The sequence below is a fragment of the Micromonospora sp. NPDC127501 genome (genome assembly GCF_040302185.1).
Classification (GTDB): domain Bacteria; phylum Actinomycetota; class Actinomycetes; order Mycobacteriales; family Micromonosporaceae; genus Micromonospora.
The window spans coordinates 164,533-187,115 of sequence record NZ_JBEORJ010000002.1 but is presented as its reverse complement, the minus strand read 5'-3'; the positions used below and the strand labels follow the sequence as shown (position 1 = coordinate 187,115).

The following is a 22,583-nucleotide window of genomic DNA, read 5'->3' as shown; positions in this document are numbered from 1 at the left end:
GAAGTGGGTCGCTGCCGGCGACCGTGCCGCCGGGTCCGTCGGCACCGCGACGTACGCTCGATCCGGACCGCAGGTGGAAGGGACGTGCCATGGACGCCGGACTCAAGCGTGAGCTCGAAGCGAAGGTGTACGCCGGTGAGCGGCTGACCCGGGAGGACGGGGTCGCCCTCTACGAGAGCGACGACCTGACCTGGCTGGGGCGGCTGGCGCACCACAAGCGCACCGAGTTGAACGGCGAACGGGTGATGTTCAACGTCAACCGGCACCTCAACCTGACCAACGTCTGCTCGGCGTCCTGCGCGTACTGCTCGTTCCAGCGCAAGCCGGGCGAGAAGGACGCGTACACGATGCGCATCGACGAGGCGGTCCGCAAGGCCAAGGAGATGGAGGACGAGCAGCTCACCGAGTTGCACATCGTCAACGGCCTGCACCCCACGCTGCCCTGGCGGTACTACCCGAAGGTGCTGCGCGAGCTGAAGGCGGCGCTGCCGAACGTCAAGCTCAAGTGCTTCACCGCGACCGAGGTGCAGTGGTTCGAGAAGATCAGCGGCCTGAGCGCCGACGAGATCCTCGACGAGCTGATGGACGCCGGCCTGGAGTCGCTGACCGGTGGCGGCGCGGAGATCTTCGACTGGGAGGTCCGGCAGCACATCGTCGACCACGCCTGCCACTGGGAGGACTGGTCGCGCATCCACGCCCTGGCACACAGCAAGGGCATGAAGACCCCGGCGACGATGCTGTACGGCCACATCGAGGAGCCCCGGCACCGCGTCGACCACGTGCTGCGGCTGCGCGAGTTGCAGGACGAGACCGGTGGCTTCGCGGTCTTCATCCCGCTGCGCTACCAGCACGACTTCGTCGACTCGGCGGACGGCAAGATCCGTAACCGGATCCAGGCGCGCACCACGATGGCCTCGCCGGCCGAGTCGCTGAAGACGTTCGCCGTCTCGCGGCTGCTCTTCGACAACGTGCCGCACCTGAAGAACTTCTGGGTGATGCACGGGCTGTCGGTGGCTCAGCTCTCGCTGAACTTCGGCGTGGACGACCTGGACGGCTCCGTCGTCGAATACAAGATCACCCACGACGCCGACTCGTACGGCACCCCGAACACCATGCACCGCGACGACCTGCTGCACCTGATCTGGGACGCCGGCTTCCAGCCCGTCGAGCGGGACACCCGCTACAACGTGGTCCGGGAGTACGACAAGGCCCCGTCGCTGGCCGAGCGGCGCGCCGAGCCGCAGCAGGTCTGGGCCTGAGCCACCACGTACCCTCGCAGTCGATGACCGAGCAACGAGGACCTGAGCAGCAGAGTGGGTTTCCCCGCCGGGACGCCGAGGGCCGCATCCGTACCCTGGGCGACCTGCTCGGGGTGTGCCTGGCCGGCCTGGTCATCGGCGTGCTCGCGTTGGTGCTGTTCGACTGGGCGTTCGCCTCGATCGGCGCCGGCGACTTCGGGCACACCAACGGTTGGCTGGCGGTGATCCTGCCGGCCTGGCTGTTCTGGGACGACTTCCGGGCCTGGGAGTTCGGCGCGGCGCGGGTGGTGGCGGCGGTGGTCGCCGCTGCCGTCGGGGTGTTCGCCGGGCTGCTGATCGCCGGTCTGGGCGCGGGGTTGCCGCCGCTGCTCTCCGGCGCGTTGGCGGCGGGGGCGTTCACCGTGGCGTACGCGGCCCTCTGGTTCCCGGGTGTCCGCTGGCTGGCCCGACGGACCGGCTGACCACGACCGCCCGTCGGGCGGCTCGACCCTTCCGCCGGCAGTGGCGGGCGACGGAGAGAACGGAGTGGTGCAGGTGAGCGCCGCGCTCAAGTACACGCTGGGCCGGATCGGGCTGTTCGTCGCCGTGCTGGCCGGCCTCTGGCTGGTCGACATGAACGTGTTCCTGAAGCTGATGCTGGCGTTGGTGTTCTCCGCCGCGCTCTCCTTCTTCCTGCTGCGTGGTTGGCGGGACGAGATGGCCGGGGAGATCGCCGAAGCAGCCGAGCGCCGCCGCACCGAGAAGGAACGCCTCCGCTCCGCCCTGGCCGGCGAAGACCAGACCCCCACCCCCGACCCTCCCACCACCCCCGACCCTCCCACCCAAGCCCCCGACTCCCAGCGTTGATCAAGAGGTTTGCGTCACCAGGACGGCTTCCGGTGACGCAAACCTCTTGATCAACATGTGCTCAAGCGGGGCGGGGCGGTGAGCGGGGCGGTGGGTTACCAGTTGGTGGAGCCGGGGACCTTGGGCCAGGGCTTCGAGATGGGCTTGATCAGGTACGCGATGCCGCCGGAGCCACCGGAGACGCCGCCGCTGGCGTTGGTGCGCTTGGTGCGCAGCCAGATCTGCTCGAACTGCGCACGCTTGTAGACGTTGCGCACCACGTCGTTGCTGGACGAGGCCGGGTCGTTGACGATCACGTCGCCGTCGGCGGTGAAGCCGACCACCACGAACAGGTGCCCGGAGGTGCCGTAGTTCGCCCCGTCCAGCTCACTGGCGAGGAAGGACTGGCTGGTCACGACGGGGATGCCGGCGGCGATGAAACGCTCCAGCTCGTCCAGCGAGTGCAGCCGGGTCACCCGGCCCTCCAGTCCGGGGAAGCTGGCCGCGTACGCGGTGTTGAACGGCCAGTTGCCCGCGCCGTCGTACGCGTAGTCGTAGGTCATCCGCGCGGCGTGGTTGACCGTCGGGTCGGGGTAGGTCGGGTCCACCCAGGAGGTGTCGGCCGCCGACGGTTTGCGTCCCCAGTACTCGACCACCATTTCCGTGGAGGTGGGTGAGCACCACGCCTCGCCGCCGCCGTCGTACTCCGGGTAGTGCCCGGAGTGCACGTTCTGCGAGTAGCGCGGCACCGGCAGTTCCCGGCCCCAGGCGATGTGCCCGGCGCTCGGCGGCACCGTGAACCGGTCCGGCACCGTGGAGCTCATCGCGCCCAACATCCGGACCACCGGGGCGGCGCTCTGCCCGGGTGCGCGGTAGAGGGTCAGCTTGAGCTGGTACGACCGCAGCAGCACCCCGGCGGTGGCGTCGTCGATGCTGAAGGTGTCGGTCCAGATCGTCGACCAGGGGTCGCCCTGCCGGTTGACGCTGGTCCGCTTGATGTCGGTGTCGCCGGACGCCCAACGACCCAGGACGTACCACGGGGTCTGGTCGCCGCTGGTGTAGCTGCCCTGCATTTCCACCTGGATCCAGGTGCCGGCGGGGGTCTCCGCGTTCCAGGAGGCGATCAGCTCGGTGGCGTCGAACCCGACCCGGGTCACCGGCGAGGTCCAGGTGCCGTACTCCCAGGTGCGGGTGGCACCGGTGTGCGGGTCCGCGTACTCGATGGTGCCGGCCGGGCGGGCCAGGGTGACGCCCGCTCGGGCGCCGGGCACGACGCGGGTTCCGGCCCGGCTGCCCCGGTGCCAGTCGGCGGGCCCGGACCAGTCCTGGTAGGTGATCTGCTCGTCGTGGGCGGGGGCGGGCGGGTGGGCCGCCAGCGCGGGCGCGGCGCTGGTGAGCAGGGTGAGTGCGGTGACGCCGGCGAGGGCGGCCGCGCGCAGGCGGGATCTGGCCATGGGTGCTCCGCAGTGTCGAGGGGGCATCGTCGCTGGTCAGTTTTCCGCTTGGAGGGAAGTTTCGCCAGACGTTGATAGGTGGAAAATCATTGCCGCCATGATGATCCGCCTGGGATGGACAACGCAGCGATCAATGTTGATATGACCATGTGACAGGTGGTGAAGTGTCCTTCACCGAGCGGGATCTCCCGCCCATCGAGGAGGTAGTCCATGGCCCTCCGCACGCCCATCCCCCTCCGCCGTGTCCTGGTGCTCGCTGTCGTCACCGGGCTGGGCATCGTCACCGTCGCCGCCGGTCCGGTCGCCGCCCGACCGGCACCGGACCGCACCGCCGAGCAGGCCGCCGCCGGCTACCGGGTGCTCGGGCCCCGGACCCTCGCCGACCGCAACGCGGTGGCCCGCACCGGAGCCGCCATCGACTACTCCGAACACGGTGTGCTGCACATCTCGGCCACCGCGAGCGAGGCCGCCGCGATCGGCAAACTCGGCTTCCGGCTGGAACCGCTCGCCCCGCCACCCAACGCCGAGCGCGGCGCCGGCGACTTCGGCACGCAGGCCTTCCCGCCGGCCGACTCGAACTACCACGACTACGCGGAACTGACCGCCGTCGTGAACCAGGTCGTCGCCGACCACCCGGCGATCGCCCGCAAGATCAGCATCGGTTCCTCGTACGAGGGCCGCGACCTGATGGCCGTGAAGATCTCCGACAACGTCGGCACCGACGAGAACGAGCCGGAGATCCTGTTCAACTCCCAGCAGCACGCCCGTGAGCACCTGACCGTCGAGATGGCGATCTACCTGCTCAACCTCTTCACCGACAGCTACGGCAGCGACTCCCGGATCACCAACATCGTCAACGGCCGGGAGCTCTGGATCGTGCCGACGGTCAACCCGGACGGCAGCGAGTACGACATCGCCACCGGGTCGTACCGGTCCTGGCGCAAGAACCGGCAGCCCAACAGCGGCTCGTCCAACGTCGGCACCGACCTGAACCGCAACTGGTCCTACAACTGGGGATGCTGCGGCGGCTCGTCCGGCAGCACCTCGTCGGAAACCTACCGGGGGCCGTCGGCGTTCTCCGCGCCCGAGACACAGGCGCTGCGCAACTTCGTCAACGGCCGGGTGGTCGGCGGGGTGCAGCAGATCAAGGCCAACATCGACTTCCACACGTACTCGCAGCTGGTGCTCTGGCCGTACGGCTACACCACTGCGAACACCGCGACCGGGATGAACGCCGACCAGTACAACACCTTCGCCACCATCGGTCAGCAGATGGCGGCCACCAACGGCTACACCCCGGAACAGTCCAGCGACCTCTACATCACCGATGGAGACAGCCTCGACTGGATGTGGGCCACCCACAACATCTGGGCGTACACCTTCGAGATGTACCCGGGCTCGTCCGGTGGCGGCGGCTTCTACCCGCCCGATGAGGTGATCCCGGCGCAGACCTCACGCAACCGGGAGGCGGTGCTGATCCTCAGCGAGTACGCCGACTGCCCGTATCGGGCCATCGGCAAGCAGGCGCAGTACTGCGGCGGCGGTGGCGGCACCACGGTCTGGTCGGACACCTTCGAGACCGCCACCGGCTGGACCATCAACCCGGGCGGCACCGACACCGCCACCCTCGGCGCGTTCGAGCGGGGCACCGCCCAGGCGACCACGTCCTCCGGAGCCAAGCAGCTCACCCCGTACGCCGGGTCCAACGACCTGGTCACCGGCCGGCTCGCCGGCTCGGCGGCCGGTGACTACGACCTCGACGGCGGCGTGACCAGTGCCCGGTCCCCGGCGGTGACCCTGCCGTCGTCCGGCACGCTGACCCTCTCGCTCGCCTGGTACCTGGCCCACGGCTCGAACGCCTCGTCGGCGGACTACCTGCGGGTGAGCGTGGTGCACAACGGCGGCACCACGGCGCTGCTCACCCAGGCCGGCGCGGCCAGCAACCGCAACGGGACTTGGGCGGTCGCCAACCTCAACCTCACCCCGTACGCCGGCCAGTCGGTCCGCGTGCTCGTCGAGGCTGCGGACGCGTCCGGGGCCAGCCTGGTCGAGGCGGCTGTGGACAACGTCACCATCACGTCCTCCTGATCGGGTGGGGCCCCGTCCCGCCCCGGCGGGGCCCCACCACCCGTTCCGAAACCTCAGGATCTCGGACATATGCCTCCCCGCCCCGCGTGGTGCGGGTGTCCGAGGTATCGACGGCTGCCGACCAGCCCTTGATCGATCCGGCACGTCCTGGCGGTGCGCTACCGTCTTAGCGACCAGTCCGCAGCGAAGCCGGTGCGAAACCCGGCGCTGTCCCGCAACTGTGATGCCCCACCGGTAGGTGGGGACGAGCCAGGTCGCCTACGGATCGGTCGCGATACGCGCTCTCGAGGAAGGGCGCCTCGTGGGCGGGCGTACGAAAGTCCCTGTCGGCGAAGCACCACACTCCTCGACCGACAGGAGGCCCCCATGTTCAGACGTACCCCTCGGCTCTTCGCGGCGACCCTCGCGGTCACCGCGCTCGCCCTCGGCGCCTGCGCCGAGAAGGCCGACGACCAGCCGAGCGCCGGCACCGCGGCCGCCGCCTACCCGGTCACGGTCGGCGCGCTCACCCTCGACAAGCGCCCCGAGAAGATCGTCGTGCTGTCGCCCACCGCCACCGAGATGCTCTTCGCGATCGGTGCCGGCCCGCAGGTGACCGCCGTCGACGACCAGTCGAACTACCCGGCCGACGTGCCCAAGACCGACCTCTCCGCCTTCCAGCCGAACGCGGAGGCGATCGCCGGTAAGAACCCTGACCTCGTGGTGCTCTCCGACGACCGCAACAAGATCGTCGAGCAGCTCGGCAAGCTGAAGATCCCGGTGTACCAGACCCCGGCGGCGACCACGCTCGACGACTCGTACCGGCAGATCACCGAGCTGGGCACGCTGACCGGGCACGCGGACCAGGCCACCGACGTCGCCACCCGGATGAAGGACGACATCGCCAAGCTGGTCAAGGACCTGCCGCAGCGCACCGAGAAGCTCACCTACTTCCACGAGCTGGGCCCGGAGCTGTACAGCGCCACCAGCAAGACCTTCATCGGCTCGCTCTACAGTCAGGCCGGCCTGACCAACATCGCCGACCCGGCCGACGCGGACGGCAAGAACTTCGGCTACCCGCAGCTCTCCCAGGAGTTCATCGTCAAGGCCGACCCGGACTTCGTCTTCCTGGCCGATGCGAAGTGCTGCCAGCAGAACGCCGACACGGTCAAGGCCCGCAGTGGCTGGGCCGGCCTCACCGCTGTGAAGAACAACCAGGTCGTCGCCCTGGACGACGACGTCGCCTCCCGCTGGGGCCCGCGGGTCGTGGACCTGCTCCGGGTCATCATCGACGCGGTCGCCAAGGTGCCCGCGTGACCGTCGTCCGTCGGTGACCGGGCCGCGAAAGGTGTCCGATCCGGCACCAACCGGCCGGCCCGCCGAGCCGCCGCCGCCGTCTGAGCGGGCCGAGCCTCCTGCCGAGGCCCGGCCCGCCGGGCTGCCGTCCTCCGGGGGCCGACCCTCGGGCCTGCCGTCCTCCGCGGCCCGGCCCGCCGGGCTGCCGTCCTCTGCGGCCCGGCCCGCCGGGCTGGCGTCCGGGGGTCGGCCCGCCGGCCTGCGCATGCGGTGGTTGGTCGCGGGGTTGGTCGCGGTGCTCGTCGCGCTCGTCGTCGGGGTGTCGCTCGGCCCGGTGAGCCTGCCCCCGGGCAGCGTCGCCGCCGAACTGCTCAACCTGTTCCCCGGGGTGCACCTCGACAGCGGGCTGACCGAGCGTGAGATCGCGATCGTCACCGAGCTGCGCCTGCCCCGGGTGGTGCTGGGCCTGCTCGTCGGCGGTCTGCTCGCCCTCGCCGGTGGTTGCTACCAGGGCGTGTTCCGCAACCCGCTGGCCGACCCGTACCTGCTCGGCGTGGCCGCCGGCGCCGGCCTCGCGGTCACCGCGGCGATCGCCCTCGGCGGCGCCGGCCGGCAGGGCACGCTCTCCGGGTTGCCGATGACCATTCCGCTGGCCGCGTTCGCCGGTTCGCTGCTCGCCGTCACGATGACCTACGTGCTCGGGGCGGCCGGTGGGCGACGCGGATCACCGGCCATGCTGATCCTGGCCGGGGTGGCGGTCTCCGCGTTCCTCTCCGCCGGGCAGACGTACCTTCTGCAACGCCACGCCGACAGCATCCAGCCGGTCTACTCCTGGTTGCTCGGCCGGCTGGCCACCGCCGGTTGGCACGACGTGCTGCTGGTGCTGCCGTACGCCGCGTTGACCACTGTGGTGGTGCTGCTGCACCGCCGCGAGCTGGACGTCCTCGCGGTCGGTGACGACGAGGCGAGAAGCCTGGGCCTGCACCCGCAGCGCACCCGGTACCTGTTGATCGCCGCCGCCTCGCTGGGCACCGCGGCGGCGGTCTCCGCGACCGGCCTGATCGGCTTCGTCGGCATCATCGTGCCGCACACCGTCCGGCTGCTCGCCGGGTCCAGCTACCGGGTGATCCTGCCGATGTCACTGCTGTTCGGCGGCGCGTTCCTGGCGCTGACCGACGTGGTGGCCCGCACCGTCGCCGCTCCGTCCGAGCTGCCGATCGGAGTGGTGACCGCCCTGCTGGGCGGCCCGTTCTTCGTCCTCGTGCTGCGGACCGCCCGGCGAGTGCTCACGTGAGCCGCGAACCCGCCAGCCGCGAACCCGCCACCGGCACGCCGGCCGTCGAGGTGCGCGGGCTGCACGTCGCCCTCGGTGGCACGCCGATCCTGACCGGCGTCGACCTCACCGTCGCCGTCGGCGAGTGGGTCACCGTGATCGGCCCGAACGGCGCCGGCAAATCCACCCTGTTGCGCGCCGTCGGCGGCCTGCTGCCCGCGCCGAAGGCGATCACTCTCTTCGGTACGCCGAGCGCCGCGCTGCGCCGACGGGACCGCGCCCGGATTGTGGCCACTGTGGCACAGTCCCCGGTGGTGCCGCCCGGCATGTCGGTGCTGGACTACGTGCTGCTCGGCCGCACCCCGTACATCCCGACCCTGGGCCGGGAGTCGACCGCCGACGTCGACGCCGTGCACGAGGTGCTGGGGCGGTTGGACCTCGCCGGCTTCCACCGTCGCGAACTGGCCACCCTCTCCGGCGGCGAACGGCAGCGGGTGTTCCTCGCCCGCGCGCTCGCCCAGGGCGCGACGCTGCTGCTGCTCGACGAGCCGACCAGCGCGCTCGACATCGGCCACCAGCAGGATGTGCTCGAAGTCGTCGACCAGCTACGCCGCGAACACGGCCTGACCGTCCTGGCCACGATGCACGACCTCTCCCTGGCCGGTGAGTACGCCGACCGGATGGTGATGCTCGCCGCCGGTCAGGTGGTGGCCGCCGGGACTCCGCCCGAGGTGCTGACCGAGGAGCTGCTCGCCACCCACTACCGGGCCAGCGTCCGGGTGGTCCCCGGCGCCCACGGCCCGTTGGTGGTCCCCGTCCGCCCCACCCGTCCCTGAGCACGCAGGCTCTGGGTCATGGGCCCAGGTCGATGACGGAGAAGAGGGCGCCCTGGGGGTCGCGCAGGGCGGCGAAGCGGCCCGCCGGGATGTCGCGGGGCGGGACCAGGATCGTTCCGCCCAGTTCGGCGGCGCGGGCCGCGGCGGCGTCCGCGTCGGCCACCGCGAAGTACACCGTCCAGTACGCGGGCAGGTCGGCCGGGAAGTCGTCGGCCAGCGGCGGCATCATCCCGGCGACGATCTGCGTTCCGAGCCGCCACCCGGTGTACGTCATGGCGCCCACCGCCTGGTCGTCGGGCTGCCAGCCGAACACCAGCTCGTAGAAGACCTTCGCGCCCTCGGGGTCGGGGGTGACCAGTTCGTTCCAGCTCATCGCGCCCGGCACGTTGAACACCTCGGCACCGGCCATGGCCAGCGGCTGCCAGACGCTGAACGTGGCGCCGGCCGGGTCGGCGAAGACCGCCATCCACCCCCGGTCGAAGACCTCGAACGGGGGTACGACGACCTGCCCGCCGGCCCGTTCGACCCGGCCGGCGACCAGTTCGGCGTCGTCGGTGGCGAGGTACGTCGACCAGATCGGGACCTGGTCCGGGATCGCGGGCGGGCCGGCGCCGGCCACCGGCTTGCCGTCGAGCAGGAAGACCGTGTAGCCGCCCGCCTCGGGCTCCGGGGTGACCTGGCCGGTCCACCCGAACAGCTCCGGGTAGAAGCGCCGCGCGTCGGTCAGGTCCGGGGTGGCCAGGTCGGCCCAGCAGGGCGTACCCGGCGGGACGGTGCTCACGTCAAGACCCCTCTCGGCCCGGGCGACCACGGCGGCCCCCTGCCGAATCCTGGCACCGTCCCGCCGCAGCCCGGGGCGGAAACGGACGAATCGTCAGCTGAACCGGCGACCCTCGTCCCGCCGGTACGCCCAGCCGGCGAGCGCGGCGAGCAGCACCACCCAGACACCGAGCATGATCAGTGCCAGCGGCTCCACGTCGTAGTCGGCCACCGCCGCCCACATCAGCTCGGCCGCGCCCCGGGTGGGCAGGTACGGCGCGATCGTCTCGATGAACCCGGGCGCGTCACCCGGCGCGGAGAGCAGCCCGCCGCCGAACGCAAGCGGCAGGAAGAGCACCTGCGCCACCACGATCGCCGCCTTGCTCGGCAGCGAGTAGCCGATGGCGAGCCCCAGCAGGGTGAACGGCACCGAGATGACGGCCACGGTGCCGAGGGCCAGCAGGAACGCCGTCGGCGTGACCTGGGCCGCGGTCAGCGTCGCGCCGATCACCACGACCGGGATCAGCGAGAGGTAGGTCAGCGCCAGGCCGGCCAGCACCCGGCCGGCGAACCGCGGAGCCGGCCCCGCCGGCAGGGTCCGGGTGTACGGGTTCCAGGGCTGGTCGCGATCCTCGGCGACGCCGACGCCGTACTGGAAGATGTTGGCGCTCATCACCGAGAAGGTGACCATCGACGCGGTGGCGTAGGTGGCACCGACCGCATCGTCACCGGCGAACGGCACCACGAAGAAGATCATGGCGGCGGCCGGAAAGAAGGCGCTGCCGAAGACGGCCACCGGAATCCGGATGATCTCCAGGAGTTGGTAGCGGGCGTGGACCAGGGCGAGCTGCACGGCGGCCTCCTCAGACGGTGGTGGGTCGGCCGCCGCCGGCAGCGGCGGTGGTGGGTCGGTCGGCGCCGGCTGGCACGTCTCCGGTGGTCGCTGCTCCGCCGGTGACGTTTCCGCTGGTGATGGCGAGGAACGCCTCCTCCAGCGACGTCGGCCGTACCTCCAGTTCGGTGAACGGGGTCTGGGCCGTGACCAGCGCTCGGACCAGCTCGTCGGCGTCGGTGGTGAGCAGGTGCAGCCGACCGTCGACCCGTTCGCTGCGGACCACCCCGGGCAGGTCGGGCAGGTCGTCGGCGACCAGGCTGACCCGGCGTACGCCCACGATGCCGCGCACCGCGTCCACTGTGTCGTCGGCGAGCACCCGGCCCTGCCCGATGACCACCACCCGGTGGGCGAGCGCCTCCACCTCCTCCAGGTAGTGGCTGCTCAACAGCACGGTGCCGCCGTCCTCGTGGAATGCCCGGATCGCCTCCCACAGGGTGTGCCGGGCGGCCACGTCAAGGCCCGTCGTCGGCTCGTCGAGCAGCACCAACCGGGGCCGGCCGACGAACGCCAACGCCACCGCCAACCGGCGGCGTTGCCCGCCGGAGAGCCCACCGGTCTGCCGTCGGGCGAGGTCGGCGAGACCGAAGCGGTCGAGCAGCTCCGCCCGGGGCACCGGGTCGGGGTAGTGCGCGGAGACGAAGTCGACGACCTCGCCGACCCGCAGAGTGCCGGGCAGGCCGGTCTCCTGCGGGGTGACCCCGATCTGCCGTCGGCTCGCCGGGTCGCGGGGGTCGCCGCCGAACAACTCGACCCGCCCGGAGCTGGGGCGGCGCAGGCCCACCAGCAGGTTCATCAGGGTGCTCTTGCCGGCGCCGTTCGGCCCGAGCAGGCCGACCAGCTCACCGGCCCGGACCTCCAGGTCGACGCGGTCGAGGGCGAGGACGTCGCCGTACCGGCGGCTGGCCTGGTCGGCGCGGGCGAGGGTCATGGCTGCTCCTTCGACGGGACGGGGTCGAGCAGGGCGCGGATCGCTTCGGTGTACTCCTCGAACGCCAGCCGACCTCGCCGGCTGAGCCCGACCAGGGTCGCCGGGGTGCGTCCCCGATGGGTCTTGCTGATCTCCACGTAGCCGGCGTCCTCGAGTTTGCGCAGGTGCACCGAGAGGTTGCCGGCGGTCATCGCGAGCAGTTCCTGTAGGCGGGGGAACGCGATCTTGTCGCCGACGTTGAGAGCGGAGAGGGTGGCGACCACCCGCAGCCGGGCCTGCGCGTGGATGACCGGATCCAGCTCGGTCACGGCTGCTGTCGCTGTCGCTGTCGCTGTCGCTGTCGGCGCCGGGCGAGCGCGCCGGCCGCCAGTATTCCGCCACCGCCGGCCACCGCCACGACGAGCGGGTGCCAGCCCGGCCCGGCGATCGCACCGACCAGGTTGATCACGCTGATCCAGACGCCGAGGCGGAACAGGTCCTGGTCCAGCCAGACCGCTCCGCCGGCCATGTGCAGCGCACCGGTCAACCCGACGGCGGTCGCCGACCAGAGCAGCGCCGCCAGGTCGTGCGGCAGGTGCTCGGAGATCCGGCCGAGCCCCGCGTAGACGCTCACCGAACCGAGGGCCCAGGCGTACCCGTACCACTGCCCACGGCGGGCGGAGTCACCGGTCACCTGGCCGTAGGCCCGCACGCTGACCACCGCCTGGATCGCTCCAGCGGTCGCGAGCAGTACGAAGAGGACGGTCAGCGGGAGCCAGCTCGGCAGGTGGACCAGCGCCCGGTCACCGGGGGTGAACCGGAGGAAGAACAGGCCGAAACCGATCAGCCAGGCGACACCCCACGGCCAGTAGAGCAGGCGGGCGTCGGGATCGAGCCGGCGTGCCGTCGCCGACCGCTGGTCCTGGATCAGCCGGAGCGCCGCCGCGGCGTCGGTGGGTGGTGAATCATCGTCTGGGTCCACGCAAACTACTTTAAGACACAAAGTCGAGCGGGGTGACCCCGTCATCACTGGCGGGACCCCCCGATCGCGGTCAGCAGTGCCTATGGTGGTCAGTCGTGACGACTGATCCGTCGCACAGGCCACAGGGGAGGGTTCGTGTCAAGCCCGAGCAATGAGTTGGAGGTCCAGCCGGAGGCTCTGACGGCGTTCGCCGCTGGGTCCAAGGATCGGGCGGCCCGTTTCCGCGAGCTGCACCGCGCCTTCGGCGACGGGCACGTGCCACGGCACGCCTTCGGGGTGATGCCGGCGTCCTTCAACCTCGCGGCGACGTACGCCGAGCAGTTCGAGGCGTGCCTTCAGGGGCTCGCCGACGGCGCCGAGATGATGGCGGACATCGCCGAAGGGCTCACCGACACCGCCGCCGCCTACACCGGCACCGACGTGGCCAACACCGATCTCTTCGTGCCCGGCCGCCCGCCCGCTCCCGACGTCATCGCGCCCGGCCCCTGGTCGGGTGGCACCGGCGCTCCGAACGGTTCGGTGCCGGCGTGAGCACCGAGGCGTTGCAGCGCAACAAGACCTACTTCGAGCAGATCGTCTCGGGCACGCCCGAACCCTTCAAGCCGCTCTCCAACGCGGTGCTCTGGCCGTTCGAGCAGCTGCTGGAGCTGGTCGCTGGCGAACCGGACGACCTGATGCGGGCCGCGCAGCTCTGCCTGGACACCGGCGCGGCGGTCCGGGAGATCGCCGGTGACCAGATCGCCGATCGGGCCCGGTTGCGCGGCGCCTGGACGGGCGACGCCGCCGAGAGTTTCCATGCCTCGATGGAGTCGGTGGAGGCGGCGATCGAGGAGCTGGCCCAGGGGCTCGACGGCACCAAGGAGGTGCTGGTCGAGGCGGCGAACGCGGCGGTGGACGCGTTCAATCTGCTGGTCGAGCTGATCCTCGAGTTCCTGCTCTGGTTCCTCACCGAGGTGATCATCGCGGCGGTGGCCGCGGCGCTGAGCGCCGGCGTCTCGTTGGCCGCCACTGTGGTCCGGGTGCTGGCCCGGCTGGCCACCACGGTGGGTCGGATGGTGAAGATCGTCGCCCGGTTCGCCGAGGTGCTCACTCGCCTCGCGGCCCGGCTGGGCAAGGTCGCTGGGCAGCTGCGCAAGTACGCGGACACCGTCATGGAGCTCAAGCAGCGGAAGAAGCAGTACAAGCTGCTCAGTAAGGGCGGCTGGACGCCCGAAGGGCGTGCCTTCCAGGTCGAGAAGTTCAAGACTCTCTTTCCGGGCAAGTTCGTCATCAACCAGGTCTCGCCGGTCAACATCCCCGGTTTCGGCGGCGCTCTACTCGACACCGGCGTGGGCCTGCACGACATCTCCGACGGGCAGAAGGACCGCAACTACCTGGTGGACGGCACGTACAGCGAGGACCTGGGCCCGTACACAGTGGGTGTGCAGAATGTCTTCGACTCCATCGTGAACTGAGAGGCAGCCATGACCTTCCCCGCCCTGGACCGCATCGAGGCGCTGGCTCGCAACCTGGACGGATGGCAGCGGCAACTCGCCGACCGGATGGCGGAGCTGGAGCAGACCAGCGCCGAGGGCGTGAGCGACTCCGGTCTGGTGCGGGTCACCGCCGCGGCCGACGGAAAGATCGTTTCCACGGAGCTGAACGCCCGCGCGATGCGACTTGACTCCTACAGCCTGGCCGAGGAGTTCACCGCAGCCGCCAACCGGGCGCAGGAGGCCGCAGCGGCCCTGGTCCGGGAGTTGGTCGGCGAGGTCATCGGCGACCCAGGCGCCGGTCCGCGCCGATCCGCCGACCACGAGGGGCGCTGATGGCGGCCGACGAGAGTCAGGCACGGTACGTCGAGGGGATCACCCGACTGCTGGCGGCCGGGGAGCAGGTGCGCGCGGTGGCCCAGGTGCGAGAGGGCGGCGGGCTGACCCCGGCGCCGCCCCCGAAGCCGTCGACGCCACCCGCCGCGGGTGGGCCGGGCTTCCTGGGTGTCTTGCTCAACGTGCTGTCACCGAACATCACCTTCGGTCGGGCGGACAACGCCGTGGACTGGCTCTTCTTCGGGGTCGGAGGTCGAGGCGAGCCCGGTTCCCAGGCATCCGTGCTGCACCATGCCCTGACCGTGGCGACGAAGGGCTCCGGCCTGCGAACCCTCGTGCTGGGGGTCACCGACCAGCGGCTGCTGCTCGGCGCGACAGCACCCGTCGGGCTGCTCTCCCGCTCGGCGGAGGACGAACGGGCCCAGGCCGACATCGAACTGCTCGGGTCCGTCCCACGCACGGCCGTCACCGCCCGGTTCGGCAGGTACCGGTTGAACTGGAAGCGGCTGCGGATCGACTTCGCCGACGGGTCGTGGCTGTCGTTCCACGTGCCGCTGGCCGACTCCGGCCGCCCGCTGCGGGAGGTCGCGGCCGCCCTGTCAGCCGGCTGATCCGTCGACGAGCGGTGCGGGCAGCGGCGCAACGTGCAGCACCGCCAGCCGGGACACCGCCCGGGTGAGCACCACGTACAACCGGTGCAGCCCGCGCGGCTCGGCCGCGACGATCGCGGCCGGCTCGACCACCACCACATGGTCGTACTCAAGGCCCTTGACCAGCGTCGCCGGCACCACGGTGACCCGCTCCGCGGCCGCCACGTCGTCGGCGGTCGCGGTCTCCACACCGGCCTCGGCCAGCGCCGCGCGGAGGCCGTCGACGGCGTCGTCCGCGGCGATCACACCAACCGATCCGTCGTGTGCGAGCGCCGCGCGCACCTCGGCCACCGTCGCCGAGGTCAGGTCGGTCACCGTACGCACGTCCAGGCCGCCGTCGTGGCGCAGCGACTCGGCCGGCGGTACGTCCACCGCGAGCGCCGGGAGCAGCAGGTTCGCGAATGCGACGACTGCGGCGGGCACCCGGAAACCGACTGTCAAGGGGACCACCACCGCGTCCGGCTTGCCCAGGTGGGCGAGGGATTCCCGCCAGTCCGTCGCCGCCCACGGCGCGGTGCCCTGGGCGAGGTCACCGAGGAGCGTGACCGAGCCGTGCTCGCTGCGCCGGGCGATGGCCCGACACTGCATCGGCGACAGGTCCTGCGCCTCGTCCACCACCACGTGCCCGAACCCGGAGAGCCGTTCCAGCAGCCCGGTCGCCTCGTCGATCAGCACCGCGTCGGCAGCGGTCCAACGGGTCGCCTTCGGCGTGCGGGCGGGCTTCGCCCAGAGCAACTGCGCCTGCTCGGCGTCGCTGAGCAGCCCGTCCGCCGCGGCGGCGAGCCGGGTCGGGTCGGAGAACAGGCCGTGCACCAGGCCTTCCGGGGTGAGCGCCGGCCAGACCGCGTCCAGGAAATCGAGCACCGGCCGGCAGCGGCTCATCCGGCGCAGCCAGGCATCGCTGGGCGACTCCGCACGCCGCGCCTCGGCCTGCCGTTGCAGCAGGCTCACCACCCGTGCCTGGACACGTTCCCGACCCGTCCCGTACGGCAGCCCCTCCCGACGGGTCTCCTCGACGATCCGGTGCAACGGCTCCACCCCGATCCGCCAGCGGAACGAGCCGTCCGACACGGTGATCGACTCGGTCGGAGTGCCGATCTGCCCCTGCACCGCGCGCCGCAGCACGCTCGCCATCCGTACGTCGTGTTTGAGCGCGGCCACCTCCGGCGCCTCGACCGCCCGAACCTCCACCCGGGAGATCAACTCCTCCACCGTGGCCTGCTCGACCTCGACCTCACCGAGCGCCGGCAGCACCGCCGCGATGTACGACAGGAACGCCCTGTTCGGCCCGACGATCAGCACACCCGCCCGCCGCAACCGCTCCCGATGCAGGTAGAGCAGGTAGGCGGCCCGGTGCAGGCCCACCGCCGTCTTCCCCGTACCCGGCGCGCCCTGCACACAGATCGAGTCCGCGAGGTCAGCCCGGACCAGCTCGTCCTGCTCCGGCTGGATCGTGGCGACGATGTCCCGCATCGGCCCGACGCGCGGACGCTCGATCTCGGCGGTGAGGATTCGACTGGTCGTACCGAGCTCTTCGCCCCGATCCAGCCGCTCATCCTCGAAGCTGGTCAGCACACCGTTGCTGAACCCGAACCGCCGCCGAACCGCCACCCCCTGCGGATCCCGCACGCTGGCCCGGTAGAACGAGCGGGAAACCGGTGCCCGCCAGTCCAGCACCAACGGCTCGCCACGCTCATCGGTGACATGCCGCCGCCCCACGTGATACCGCCGACCGTGATGATCGCCGCTGGCGTCGGGTGCGGCAGGGTCGTCGGTGGGCCTGCTGCCTGTGGGCCTGTCACTCGTGGTGCCGCTGCTCGTGGTGCCGCTGCTCGTGGTGCTGGTGTCGGTGGTGCTGTTGTTCGTGGTGCCGCTGCTCGTGGTGCCGCTGCTCGTGGTGCTGGTGTCGGTGGTGCTGTTGCTCGGGGCGCCGGCGAAGTCGAGGCGGCCGAAGAAGAGCGGAGTGGTCGGGTCGTCGGCCAGCTCGGCGACCCGCCGGGCCAGGGTGCGGCCGAGCGTTTCGGCCGCGTACGCGTCGCCGGCCACCTGGTCACCGGTCGCGAAGAGAGACTCGGCCCGCTCGCGCATCCGACCCAGCGCAGCCCGCGAGGTGGTGAGGTGTGCACGCTCGGCGGCCAGGTCCGCGTCGAGGTCGAGGTCGGTGGCGGTGGCGGTGTCGGCGTCGGTGTCGAGCTGGGTGTCGAGGTCAAGTGCGGGCATGCTGACGTCCCATCGTTCACATCTGCTGCGCGCTCGCGTGTCCGGGGGCGGATGGCCGGCCGCCCGGCGCGAAGACGTCCGTTCCGGTGCAGCTCACCTCGGCCGTCAAGCGGCCTGCAACCCTACGCTCCCCAGCCCGACGCATCCAGCGAATTACCGACGCGAGCACCCATCCGAGACGGCGTGTTGCCTGCCCGGGTGCCGCCGGGCGATCACGCCCCGCCTCGCGCAGTGCTTTCTCATGCCGTGACCACCGCGACGCCGGTGATCGGCTCGGCTTTCAGGAAGTCGCGGTGTCTGGGCCGGTGCGACGCTCGGTTTCCAGGAAGCCGAGTCGATCAGCGGGAGACGCGGCTTGCTGCGGCAGAGACAGCAGGATGTCGCCGGTCGCCGGTCGCCGGTCGCCGGCCGCCGGTCGTGGTGCCGGGCCGGTGGCGTCGTGGTGGCGGTCGTGGTGCCAGGGTCCGTCGTGGTGGCGTCGTGGTGCGGGGCCGGTCGTGGTGGGGGGCCGGTCGTGGTGGCGGTCGTGGTGCCGCGCCGGTCGTGGTGGCGTCGCGGTGCCGGGTCCCGTCGTAGTGGCGTCGTGGTGCCGGGGCCCGCCGCGGTGACGGGGGCGGTCGTACGGCGCGGTCGCGGGCGGCGTGGGCATGGTTGGCGGCATCAGCAGCGCAGGTGGTAGAGGTTGCGACGCGGGGTGCGCAGCGGGTCGAGCCAGCTGGGCGGGAGGAATTCAGGTCGACCGTCCGCTGCGAGACGGACCCTCCAGTCGCCGCGATGGATGAACCGGTGGTGGTAGCCGCAGAGCAGCACCGCATTGCCGAGCGCCGTCACCCCACCGTCGGCCCAGTGTCGGATGTGGTGACCGTCGCACCATCTCGGCGGTCGATCACAACCAGGGAAGGCGCAACCGCCGTCCCGCAGGACCAGCGCGCGCCGCAACGGACCCGTGAAGAGCCGGCGCTGCCGGCCGACGTCCAGGACCTGACTGTTGCCGTCCAGTACGACCGGCAACACGCCCGCATCGCAGGCCAGGCGGCGCACCGCACCGGGGGTGAGGCGCGTGCCGGTTTCCAGTGTTGCGGCGCGTACGCCGTTGACCAGTTCCTCCAGCGAAACGGTCACCACCAGCTGAGGACGGTCGCCGCCGTTGTCGGGCAGCTGACCGGTGCGTAGCGCCAGTCGGCAGATCTCACCCAACGCATCGGCGCGGCGCTGACCAGGACTGCGGTCATCGTGCTCACCGGCTGGGGCGCAGAGCGGATCGATCGCCTCGCGCAGCAGGCTCGCGGTTTCGGTGTCGAGGTTGCCGCTGAGGCGTACCTGGCCGTTCTGTTGCTCGGAGAGCGTGACGTGCCGGCGGGCCTCGGCCCGCTCGGTAGCCCGCTCCAGAGCCTTCAACTCAGCCTGGTCGGCCAACTCCGGGGCGACGTGCGCGAGGACGCGCTCGCCGAGCCGGCTCAGGCTTGTCGGATCGAAACGGTCGGCCCAGGTGATCAGTAGTTGGGTGGCCTTGTCCGCCACCTCGGGACCGGCTTCGGCCGGGAGGGCGGCGACCGTCTCGGCCACCACCCGGCCCTGCTCGACGGTGAGGGCACCGCTGAGCAGCGCGTCGCGCACCGCTGGCGGGGCGGCGTCGATGGTGGTGGCGAGCTGGACCAGTTGGCGTGCGCTGCGACCCGAGAGCCGCAGCCGCTCCCGAAGCCAGACGGCGGTGGACGAGGCGCCCTGGGCGATCGCCACCCCGCGACCGTCCAACTCGCGAACCAGGCCGAGCTGAACGGCGGCCAACCGCTGTGCCAGCACCTGAGTCGCATCGAGAGAAGCAAGCAGCACGTCATCCGAGAGCGCCCAGAGCGCGGTCTCGGCGCAGTCGTCAACTGCACCGCCCACCTGCGCCAACGCCTCCAACATGCAACCAGAATAGAACTGGTGTACGACACTTTGGAGTCATCCTGATCAATGAGCGGAACTACATTTCGTCGATCATTGGGAGCTCGCTTGCCGCGCCTCGCTTGCCGCGCCTCGCTTGCCGCGCCGGCTCGCGCGTCCGCCGAAGCCGTCCGCCACGCCCTGCCGCCGCGCCCTGCCGCCGCGCCGTGAAGCCGCCGCGCCGCGTCGCCACGCCGCGTCGCCACGCCGCGTCGCCGCGCCGCGTCGCCATGCCGTGAAGCCGCGGCGCATCGCCATGCCGTGAAGCCCCGCCGCATCGCCACGCCGTGAAGCCGCGCAGCGTCGCCGCGCCGCGCCATGAAGCCGCCACGTCGCCGTAGAGCCGCCGCGCCGTGAAGCCGCCACGCCGCCGTGAAGCCGCGCCGCGCCACGAAGCCGCGCCACGAAGCCGCGCCGCCGCGCCGCCATGCCGCGCTCGCCGTTCAGGCCACATCGCCGAGCCGTGCCTGCCGTCAAATCCGCCTGCTCGCTGCCGAAGGTAAGGGCGTGGCCGACGCGCGGTGGTCCGAGCGGGACGCGGGGGTGATGGCAGGTTGGGGTGCCTGCCGGGATCATGGGCCTATGACCGAGGCCCGCTCCGATTCGCGCCGGATGACGATCAGCGACCCCCAGGTGATGCGGGCGATGGCCCATCCGGCTCGTATCGCGATCATGGAGTACCTGAACAGTCGCGAGAGTGGTGGGACTGCCACCGAGTGCGCCGAGATCGTTGGGCTGTCGCCGAGCGCAACCAGTTATCACCTTCGGGCGCTGGCGAAGTTCGGCCTGGTTGAGCAGGCGCCGAGCCGGGGGGACGCGCGCGAGCGGTTGTGGCGTGTGCCGAGTGTGAGTGTGCTGGTCGAGGCGGGTCGTGATGCCGGGCCCGAGGCGCGTGCGGCCGAGCAGGCGCTGGTGGAGGCGCATGCGGTCCGGGCCATGGAGCGGACCCGGGACTGGTTGCGGCGCGCCGGGGACGAGCCGGCCGAGTGGTACGACACGGCCCTGTTCACCGACACGCTGTTGCTGCTCACCGCCGACGAGTTGGCCGAGTTGAACGAGGCGGTGCTGGCGCTGCTCCGGCCGTATCACCCGCGGCGGCGGCAGGGTGACCCTCCGCCGGGCGCGCGCACGGTAGCGGTGCAGTACCGGACGGTGCCGCTGGCATAGCCAGGCTTGCATGAATCAGTTGTGAAGGATTATTTTCGAAGCATGTCCTTCATAACTGACGAGTCGCGCTGGTCGGACGTCTGGATCGCCGCCGCCGCTCGAGGCACCACGATCTGCGGCGACTTCCTCGCTGCGACCGCGCTGGCGCTGGCGCTGCAGGGTGCCGGTGCCGGCGGCCTGGCCGTGTCGGGGCTGCTGCTGGCCGCCACCCTGCCCCTGGTGGTACTCGCCCCACTCGCGGGCCGACTCGCCGACCGGACGGACAGCCGTACCCTGCTGGTGACCATCGGGTTCGGGCAGGCCGCAATCTGTGCGCTTCTCGCCGTCGTCGAGCAACCAATCCTGGTGGTCGGGCTCGTCGCCCTGCTGGCTTGCGGGCTCGCGGTGACCCAACCCTGCCTGGCCGCGCTGCTGCCGGCGATGGTCCGCCCGGCCGACCTGCCGCGAGCCAGCGCGATCAGTCAGACCGCCGTCTCGCTCGGTGCGCTCGGCGGCCCGGTGCTGGCCGGCCTGCTGGTGGGACAGTTCGGCACCCGCGTACCGCTGCTTCTCGATGCCGTGACGTACCTGGCGCTCGTGGTTGCGGGTCTGCTGCTGCGGACCCGACGCGGCGGCCGGCGGCCCGCCGCGAGCAGCGAGGTCGCCGCGAGCAGCGAGGTCGCCGCCAGGCAGGCCACCGCAGCGAACGGCCCGGCCGTCTCGGGCGGCGTGGCAACCCCGGGGGGTACGGAGGTCGGCTGGCGGCTGCGCCGCGATCCGTTGATGCTCGTCATGGTGGTGAGCACTGCCGTGGTGATTGCGGCGATCGGCGGCATCAACGTGATCGAGGTCTTCTTCATCCGGGAGACGTTGCAGGGCTCGGCGACCACGTACGGCCTGGTCAGTGCCGCATGGATGGCCGGCATGCTGCCGGGGACCTGGCTCGCCGTACGAGTTGCCAGGCGGCTCGGCGACGACGGCGCGTTGGTACGCGGGGTGCTGGCCACTCTGGCCGTGTGCAGCCTGATGGTGTTGCTGGCGGCGACGGTGCCGGCGGCAGGTGTGTTGGTGCCGCTCTGGCTGGTGGGCGGTGCGGCCAACGGTGGCGAGAACGTCTTCGCCAACCTGCTCACCGCTCGGCGGGTACCGGAGGCGATGCGCGCCCGGGCGTACGCCAGCTACGGCGCGGCGGTGCAGGGTGGCTCGATGGCGGGCTTCCTGATCGGCGGGGCGTTGCTCGCGGTCGTTCCGCCTCGGCCACTGATCGCCGGTGCCGGTGTGGTCGGGCTGCTGGTGGTGCTGGCCTTCGTGCCGTTCGTAACCGCTGCGGCACGACGGGCGTCAAGTGCGGGCTTGGCCACTCCGAGCCGGCCCGCCGAGCCGGAGCCAGCCGCCGGGGATACGGTCGGGCCATGGCTGAGCGCATCGCACGCCCGCGGGTCGGGCACATCCAGTTCCTGAACTGCCTGCCGATCTACTGGGGTCTGATGCGCTCCGGTGCCCTGCTCGACGTCGACCTGCACAAGGACTCGCCGGACCGGTTGAGCGCGGCGCTGGTCGCCGGCGACCTCGACATCGGCCCGATCACGCTCTTGGAGTATTTGAAGCACGCCGACGAGCTGCTGCTCCTGCCGGACCTGGCGGTGGGCAGCGACGGGCCGGTGCTCTCGGTCAACATGGTCTCCACTCGACCCCTCGGCGAGTTGGACGGCGCCCGGGTGGCGCTCGGCTCGACCTCGCGGACCGGCGTCATGCTGGCTCAGCTGCTGCTCGCCGAGCAGTACAACGTGCGGCCCGAGTACTTCCGCTGCCCGCCGGACCTGACCCAGATGCTGCTGGAGGCCGACGCCGCCGTGCTGATCGGGGACGTGGCGCTGCGGGCGTACTACGAGGCACCGCAAAAGGGCCTCACGGTCACCGACCTCGGGCAGGCGTGGCGGGAGTGGACCGGGCTGCCGATGGTCTTCGCCGTCTGGGCGGTCCGGCGCGACTTCGCCGCCGCCCATCCGGGCCTGGTGAAGGAGGTGCACGAGGCCTTCCTGCGCTCGCGGGATCTCTGCCTGGCGGAGTTGGACCAGGTCGCCGAGGCGGCTGCCCGCTGGGAGACCTTCGACGCGGAGACGCTGGCCACGTACTTCCGTACCCTCGACTTCTCCCTCGGCGACCGGCAGGTCGCCGGGCTGCGCGAGTGGGCCCGACGGGCCGCCGCCATCGGCGAGGCCCCGGCGCTGCCGGAAGGCGGCCCGGAGTTCTTCGCCGGCTGACCGCCACCGCCGG

22 protein-coding genes and 1 riboswitch are annotated in these 22,583 nt (G+C 71.5%); of the genes, 14 read left to right on the top strand and 8 right to left on the bottom strand.

Annotated elements, in window-relative coordinates; genetic code table 11:
• Positions 1–89: 89 nt before the first annotated feature.
• The 3 genes from mqnE to ABTW72_RS04810 all read left to right on the top strand — a co-directional run bounded on the left by mqnE (position 90) and on the right by ABTW72_RS04810 (position 2,105).
• Positions 90–1,259 carry an aminofutalosine synthase MqnE gene (gene mqnE, locus ABTW72_RS04820; protein ID WP_091395685.1) on the top strand — a complete coding sequence of 390 codons (1,170 nt, stop codon included), beginning with the start codon at positions 90–92 and terminating at the stop codon, positions 1,257–1,259.
• Between the two features lie 23 nt (positions 1,260–1,282).
• Entirely contained in the window at positions 1,283–1,720 is a 438-nt protein-coding gene (locus ABTW72_RS04815) for a hypothetical protein (RefSeq protein ID WP_091395682.1), read from the top strand.
• A 73-nt stretch (positions 1,721–1,793) separates the two neighbouring features.
• Entirely contained in the window at positions 1,794–2,105 is a 312-nt protein-coding gene (locus ABTW72_RS04810; RefSeq protein ID WP_350854361.1) for a DUF4229 domain-containing protein, read from the top strand.
• Between the two features lie 95 nt (positions 2,106–2,200).
• On the opposite strand, the gene ABTW72_RS04805 is transcribed toward ABTW72_RS04810, so the two are convergent.
• Positions 2,201–3,538: a C39 family peptidase gene (locus tag ABTW72_RS04805; RefSeq protein ID WP_350854358.1), complete on the bottom strand. Its 1,338-nt coding sequence runs from the start codon at positions 3,536–3,538 to the stop codon at positions 2,201–2,203.
• Between the two features lie 210 nt (positions 3,539–3,748).
• Between ABTW72_RS04805 and ABTW72_RS04800 the strand changes: the two genes are divergently transcribed.
• The 4 genes from ABTW72_RS04800 (at position 3,749) to ABTW72_RS04785 (ending at position 9,010) form a co-directional block, all read left to right on the top strand.
• A complete protein-coding gene (locus ABTW72_RS04800) occupies positions 3,749–5,626 on the top strand; it encodes a M14 family metallopeptidase (RefSeq protein WP_350854355.1) in 1,878 nt (625 codons plus the stop codon).
• Between the two features lie 134 nt (positions 5,627–5,760).
• Positions 5,761–5,902, top strand: a riboswitch (cobalamin riboswitch).
• A gap of 90 nt (positions 5,903–5,992) precedes the next feature.
• Positions 5,993–6,922, top strand: coding sequence for an ABC transporter substrate-binding protein (locus ABTW72_RS04795; RefSeq protein ID WP_091395673.1), 930 nt, complete (start codon positions 5,993–5,995; stop codon positions 6,920–6,922).
• A gap of 244 nt (positions 6,923–7,166) precedes the next feature.
• Positions 7,167–8,195 carry a FecCD family ABC transporter permease gene (locus ABTW72_RS04790; RefSeq protein WP_238687154.1) on the top strand — a complete coding sequence of 343 codons (1,029 nt, stop codon included), beginning with the start codon at positions 7,167–7,169 and terminating at the stop codon, positions 8,193–8,195.
• Positions 8,192–9,010 carry an ABC transporter ATP-binding protein gene (locus ABTW72_RS04785; protein ID WP_350854352.1) on the top strand — a complete coding sequence of 273 codons (819 nt, stop codon included), beginning with the start codon at positions 8,192–8,194 and terminating at the stop codon, positions 9,008–9,010. Before ABTW72_RS04790 ends, ABTW72_RS04785 begins: the two co-directional genes overlap by 4 nt.
• 16 nt (positions 9,011–9,026) lie before the next feature.
• On the opposite strand, the gene ABTW72_RS04780 is transcribed toward ABTW72_RS04785, so the two are convergent.
• From ABTW72_RS04780 to ABTW72_RS04760, 5 genes are all read right to left on the bottom strand, one after another.
• Entirely contained in the window at positions 9,027–9,791 is a 765-nt protein-coding gene (locus ABTW72_RS04780; RefSeq protein WP_350854349.1) for a VOC family protein, read from the bottom strand.
• 93 nt (positions 9,792–9,884) lie between these two features.
• Positions 9,885–10,622: an ABC transporter permease gene (locus ABTW72_RS04775; protein WP_350854346.1), complete on the bottom strand. Its 738-nt coding sequence runs from the start codon at positions 10,620–10,622 to the stop codon at positions 9,885–9,887.
• Between the two features lie 10 nt (positions 10,623–10,632).
• Complete coding sequence (locus ABTW72_RS04770) at positions 10,633–11,592, bottom strand: ABC transporter ATP-binding protein (RefSeq protein WP_350854343.1); 960 nt, start codon at positions 11,590–11,592, stop codon at positions 10,633–10,635.
• The gene (locus ABTW72_RS04765) at positions 11,589–11,900 is read right to left on the bottom strand and encodes a transcriptional regulator (RefSeq protein ID WP_350854340.1); all 312 of its coding nucleotides are present in this window, start codon (positions 11,898–11,900) and stop codon (positions 11,589–11,591) included. The genes ABTW72_RS04770 and ABTW72_RS04765 overlap by 4 nt, the downstream gene beginning before the upstream one ends.
• Positions 11,897–12,553, bottom strand: a complete 657-nt coding sequence (locus ABTW72_RS04760; RefSeq protein ID WP_350854337.1) for a transporter — start codon at positions 12,551–12,553, stop codon at positions 11,897–11,899. Before ABTW72_RS04760 ends, ABTW72_RS04765 begins: the two co-directional genes overlap by 4 nt.
• A 135-nt stretch (positions 12,554–12,688) precedes the next feature.
• On the opposite strand from ABTW72_RS04760, the gene ABTW72_RS04755 reads away from it, so the two are divergent.
• Genes ABTW72_RS04755 through ABTW72_RS04740 form a run of 4 tightly spaced genes read left to right on the top strand, consistent with a single transcriptional unit; the run spans position 12,689 to position 14,972 of the window.
• Entirely contained in the window at positions 12,689–13,084 is a 396-nt protein-coding gene (locus tag ABTW72_RS04755; RefSeq protein WP_112606247.1) for a type VII secretion target, read from the top strand.
• Positions 13,081–14,007: a WXG100 family type VII secretion target gene (locus tag ABTW72_RS04750; protein WP_350854334.1), complete on the top strand. Its 927-nt coding sequence runs from the start codon at positions 13,081–13,083 to the stop codon at positions 14,005–14,007. The genes ABTW72_RS04755 and ABTW72_RS04750 overlap by 4 nt, the downstream gene beginning before the upstream one ends.
• Positions 14,008–14,016: 9 nt before the next feature.
• The gene (locus ABTW72_RS04745; RefSeq protein ID WP_112638726.1) at positions 14,017–14,361 is read left to right on the top strand and encodes a YbaB/EbfC family nucleoid-associated protein; all 345 of its coding nucleotides are present in this window, start codon (positions 14,017–14,019) and stop codon (positions 14,359–14,361) included.
• Positions 14,361–14,972 carry a hypothetical protein gene (locus ABTW72_RS04740; protein ID WP_350854331.1) on the top strand — a complete coding sequence of 204 codons (612 nt, stop codon included), beginning with the start codon at positions 14,361–14,363 and terminating at the stop codon, positions 14,970–14,972. Before ABTW72_RS04745 ends, ABTW72_RS04740 begins: the two co-directional genes overlap by 1 nt.
• On the opposite strand, the gene ABTW72_RS04735 is transcribed toward ABTW72_RS04740, so the two are convergent.
• The gene (locus tag ABTW72_RS04735) at positions 14,961–17,231 is read right to left on the bottom strand and encodes a HelD family protein (RefSeq protein ID WP_350854329.1); all 2,271 of its coding nucleotides are present in this window, start codon (positions 17,229–17,231) and stop codon (positions 14,961–14,963) included. The two genes, ABTW72_RS04740 and ABTW72_RS04735, sit on opposite strands and share 12 nt — an antisense overlap.
• Before the next feature lie 660 nt (positions 17,232–17,891).
• Positions 17,892–19,142: an HNH endonuclease signature motif containing protein gene (locus ABTW72_RS04730; protein ID WP_350854326.1), complete on the bottom strand. Its 1,251-nt coding sequence runs from the start codon at positions 19,140–19,142 to the stop codon at positions 17,892–17,894.
• Between the two features lie 600 nt (positions 19,143–19,742).
• Here ABTW72_RS04730 and ABTW72_RS04725 point away from each other — a divergent pair.
• The 3 genes from ABTW72_RS04725 to ABTW72_RS04715 are packed head-to-tail and all read left to right on the top strand — an operon-like array spanning position 19,743 to position 22,570.
• Entirely contained in the window at positions 19,743–20,327 is a 585-nt protein-coding gene (locus tag ABTW72_RS04725; protein ID WP_124860830.1) for a winged helix-turn-helix domain-containing protein, read from the top strand.
• A gap of 42 nt (positions 20,328–20,369) precedes the next feature.
• Complete coding sequence (locus ABTW72_RS04720) at positions 20,370–21,767, top strand: MFS transporter (protein WP_350854322.1); 1,398 nt, start codon at positions 20,370–20,372, stop codon at positions 21,765–21,767.
• Positions 21,719–22,570 carry a menaquinone biosynthetic enzyme MqnA/MqnD family protein gene (locus tag ABTW72_RS04715; protein ID WP_350854319.1) on the top strand — a complete coding sequence of 284 codons (852 nt, stop codon included), beginning with the start codon at positions 21,719–21,721 and terminating at the stop codon, positions 22,568–22,570. The genes ABTW72_RS04720 and ABTW72_RS04715 overlap by 49 nt, the downstream gene beginning before the upstream one ends.
• The last annotated feature ends 13 nt before the right edge of the window (positions 22,571–22,583 follow it).

What these genes read in the sequence shown, in the direction of transcription:
- ABTW72_RS04730 (WP_350854326.1), bottom strand. Translation starts at nt 19,142, where the DNA reads ATGTTGGAGGCGTTGGCGCAGGTGGGCGGTGCAGTTGACGACTGCGCC.
- ABTW72_RS04735 (WP_350854329.1), bottom strand. Translation starts at nt 17,231, where the DNA reads ATGCCCGCACTTGACCTCGACACCCAGCTCGACACCGACGCCGACACC.
- ABTW72_RS04720 (WP_350854322.1), top strand. Translation starts at nt 20,370, where the DNA reads ATGTCCTTCATAACTGACGAGTCGCGCTGGTCGGACGTCTGGATCGCC.
- ABTW72_RS04770 (WP_350854343.1), bottom strand. Translation starts at nt 11,592, where the DNA reads ATGACCCTCGCCCGCGCCGACCAGGCCAGCCGCCGGTACGGCGACGTC.
- ABTW72_RS04745 (WP_112638726.1), top strand. Translation starts at nt 14,017, where the DNA reads ATGACCTTCCCCGCCCTGGACCGCATCGAGGCGCTGGCTCGCAACCTG.
- ABTW72_RS04795 (WP_091395673.1), top strand. Translation starts at nt 5,993, where the DNA reads ATGTTCAGACGTACCCCTCGGCTCTTCGCGGCGACCCTCGCGGTCACC.
- ABTW72_RS04800 (WP_350854355.1), top strand. Translation starts at nt 3,749, where the DNA reads ATGGCCCTCCGCACGCCCATCCCCCTCCGCCGTGTCCTGGTGCTCGCT.
- mqnE (WP_091395685.1), top strand. Translation starts at nt 90, where the DNA reads ATGGACGCCGGACTCAAGCGTGAGCTCGAAGCGAAGGTGTACGCCGGT.
- ABTW72_RS04715 (WP_350854319.1), top strand. Translation starts at nt 21,719, where the DNA reads ATGGCTGAGCGCATCGCACGCCCGCGGGTCGGGCACATCCAGTTCCTG.
- ABTW72_RS04725 (WP_124860830.1), top strand. Translation starts at nt 19,743, where the DNA reads ATGACCGAGGCCCGCTCCGATTCGCGCCGGATGACGATCAGCGACCCC.
- ABTW72_RS04805 (WP_350854358.1), bottom strand. Translation starts at nt 3,538, where the DNA reads ATGGCCAGATCCCGCCTGCGCGCGGCCGCCCTCGCCGGCGTCACCGCA.
- ABTW72_RS04815 (WP_091395682.1), top strand. Translation starts at nt 1,283, where the DNA reads ATGACCGAGCAACGAGGACCTGAGCAGCAGAGTGGGTTTCCCCGCCGG.
- ABTW72_RS04790 (WP_238687154.1), top strand. Translation starts at nt 7,167, where the DNA reads ATGCGGTGGTTGGTCGCGGGGTTGGTCGCGGTGCTCGTCGCGCTCGTC.
- ABTW72_RS04740 (WP_350854331.1), top strand. Translation starts at nt 14,361, where the DNA reads ATGGCGGCCGACGAGAGTCAGGCACGGTACGTCGAGGGGATCACCCGA.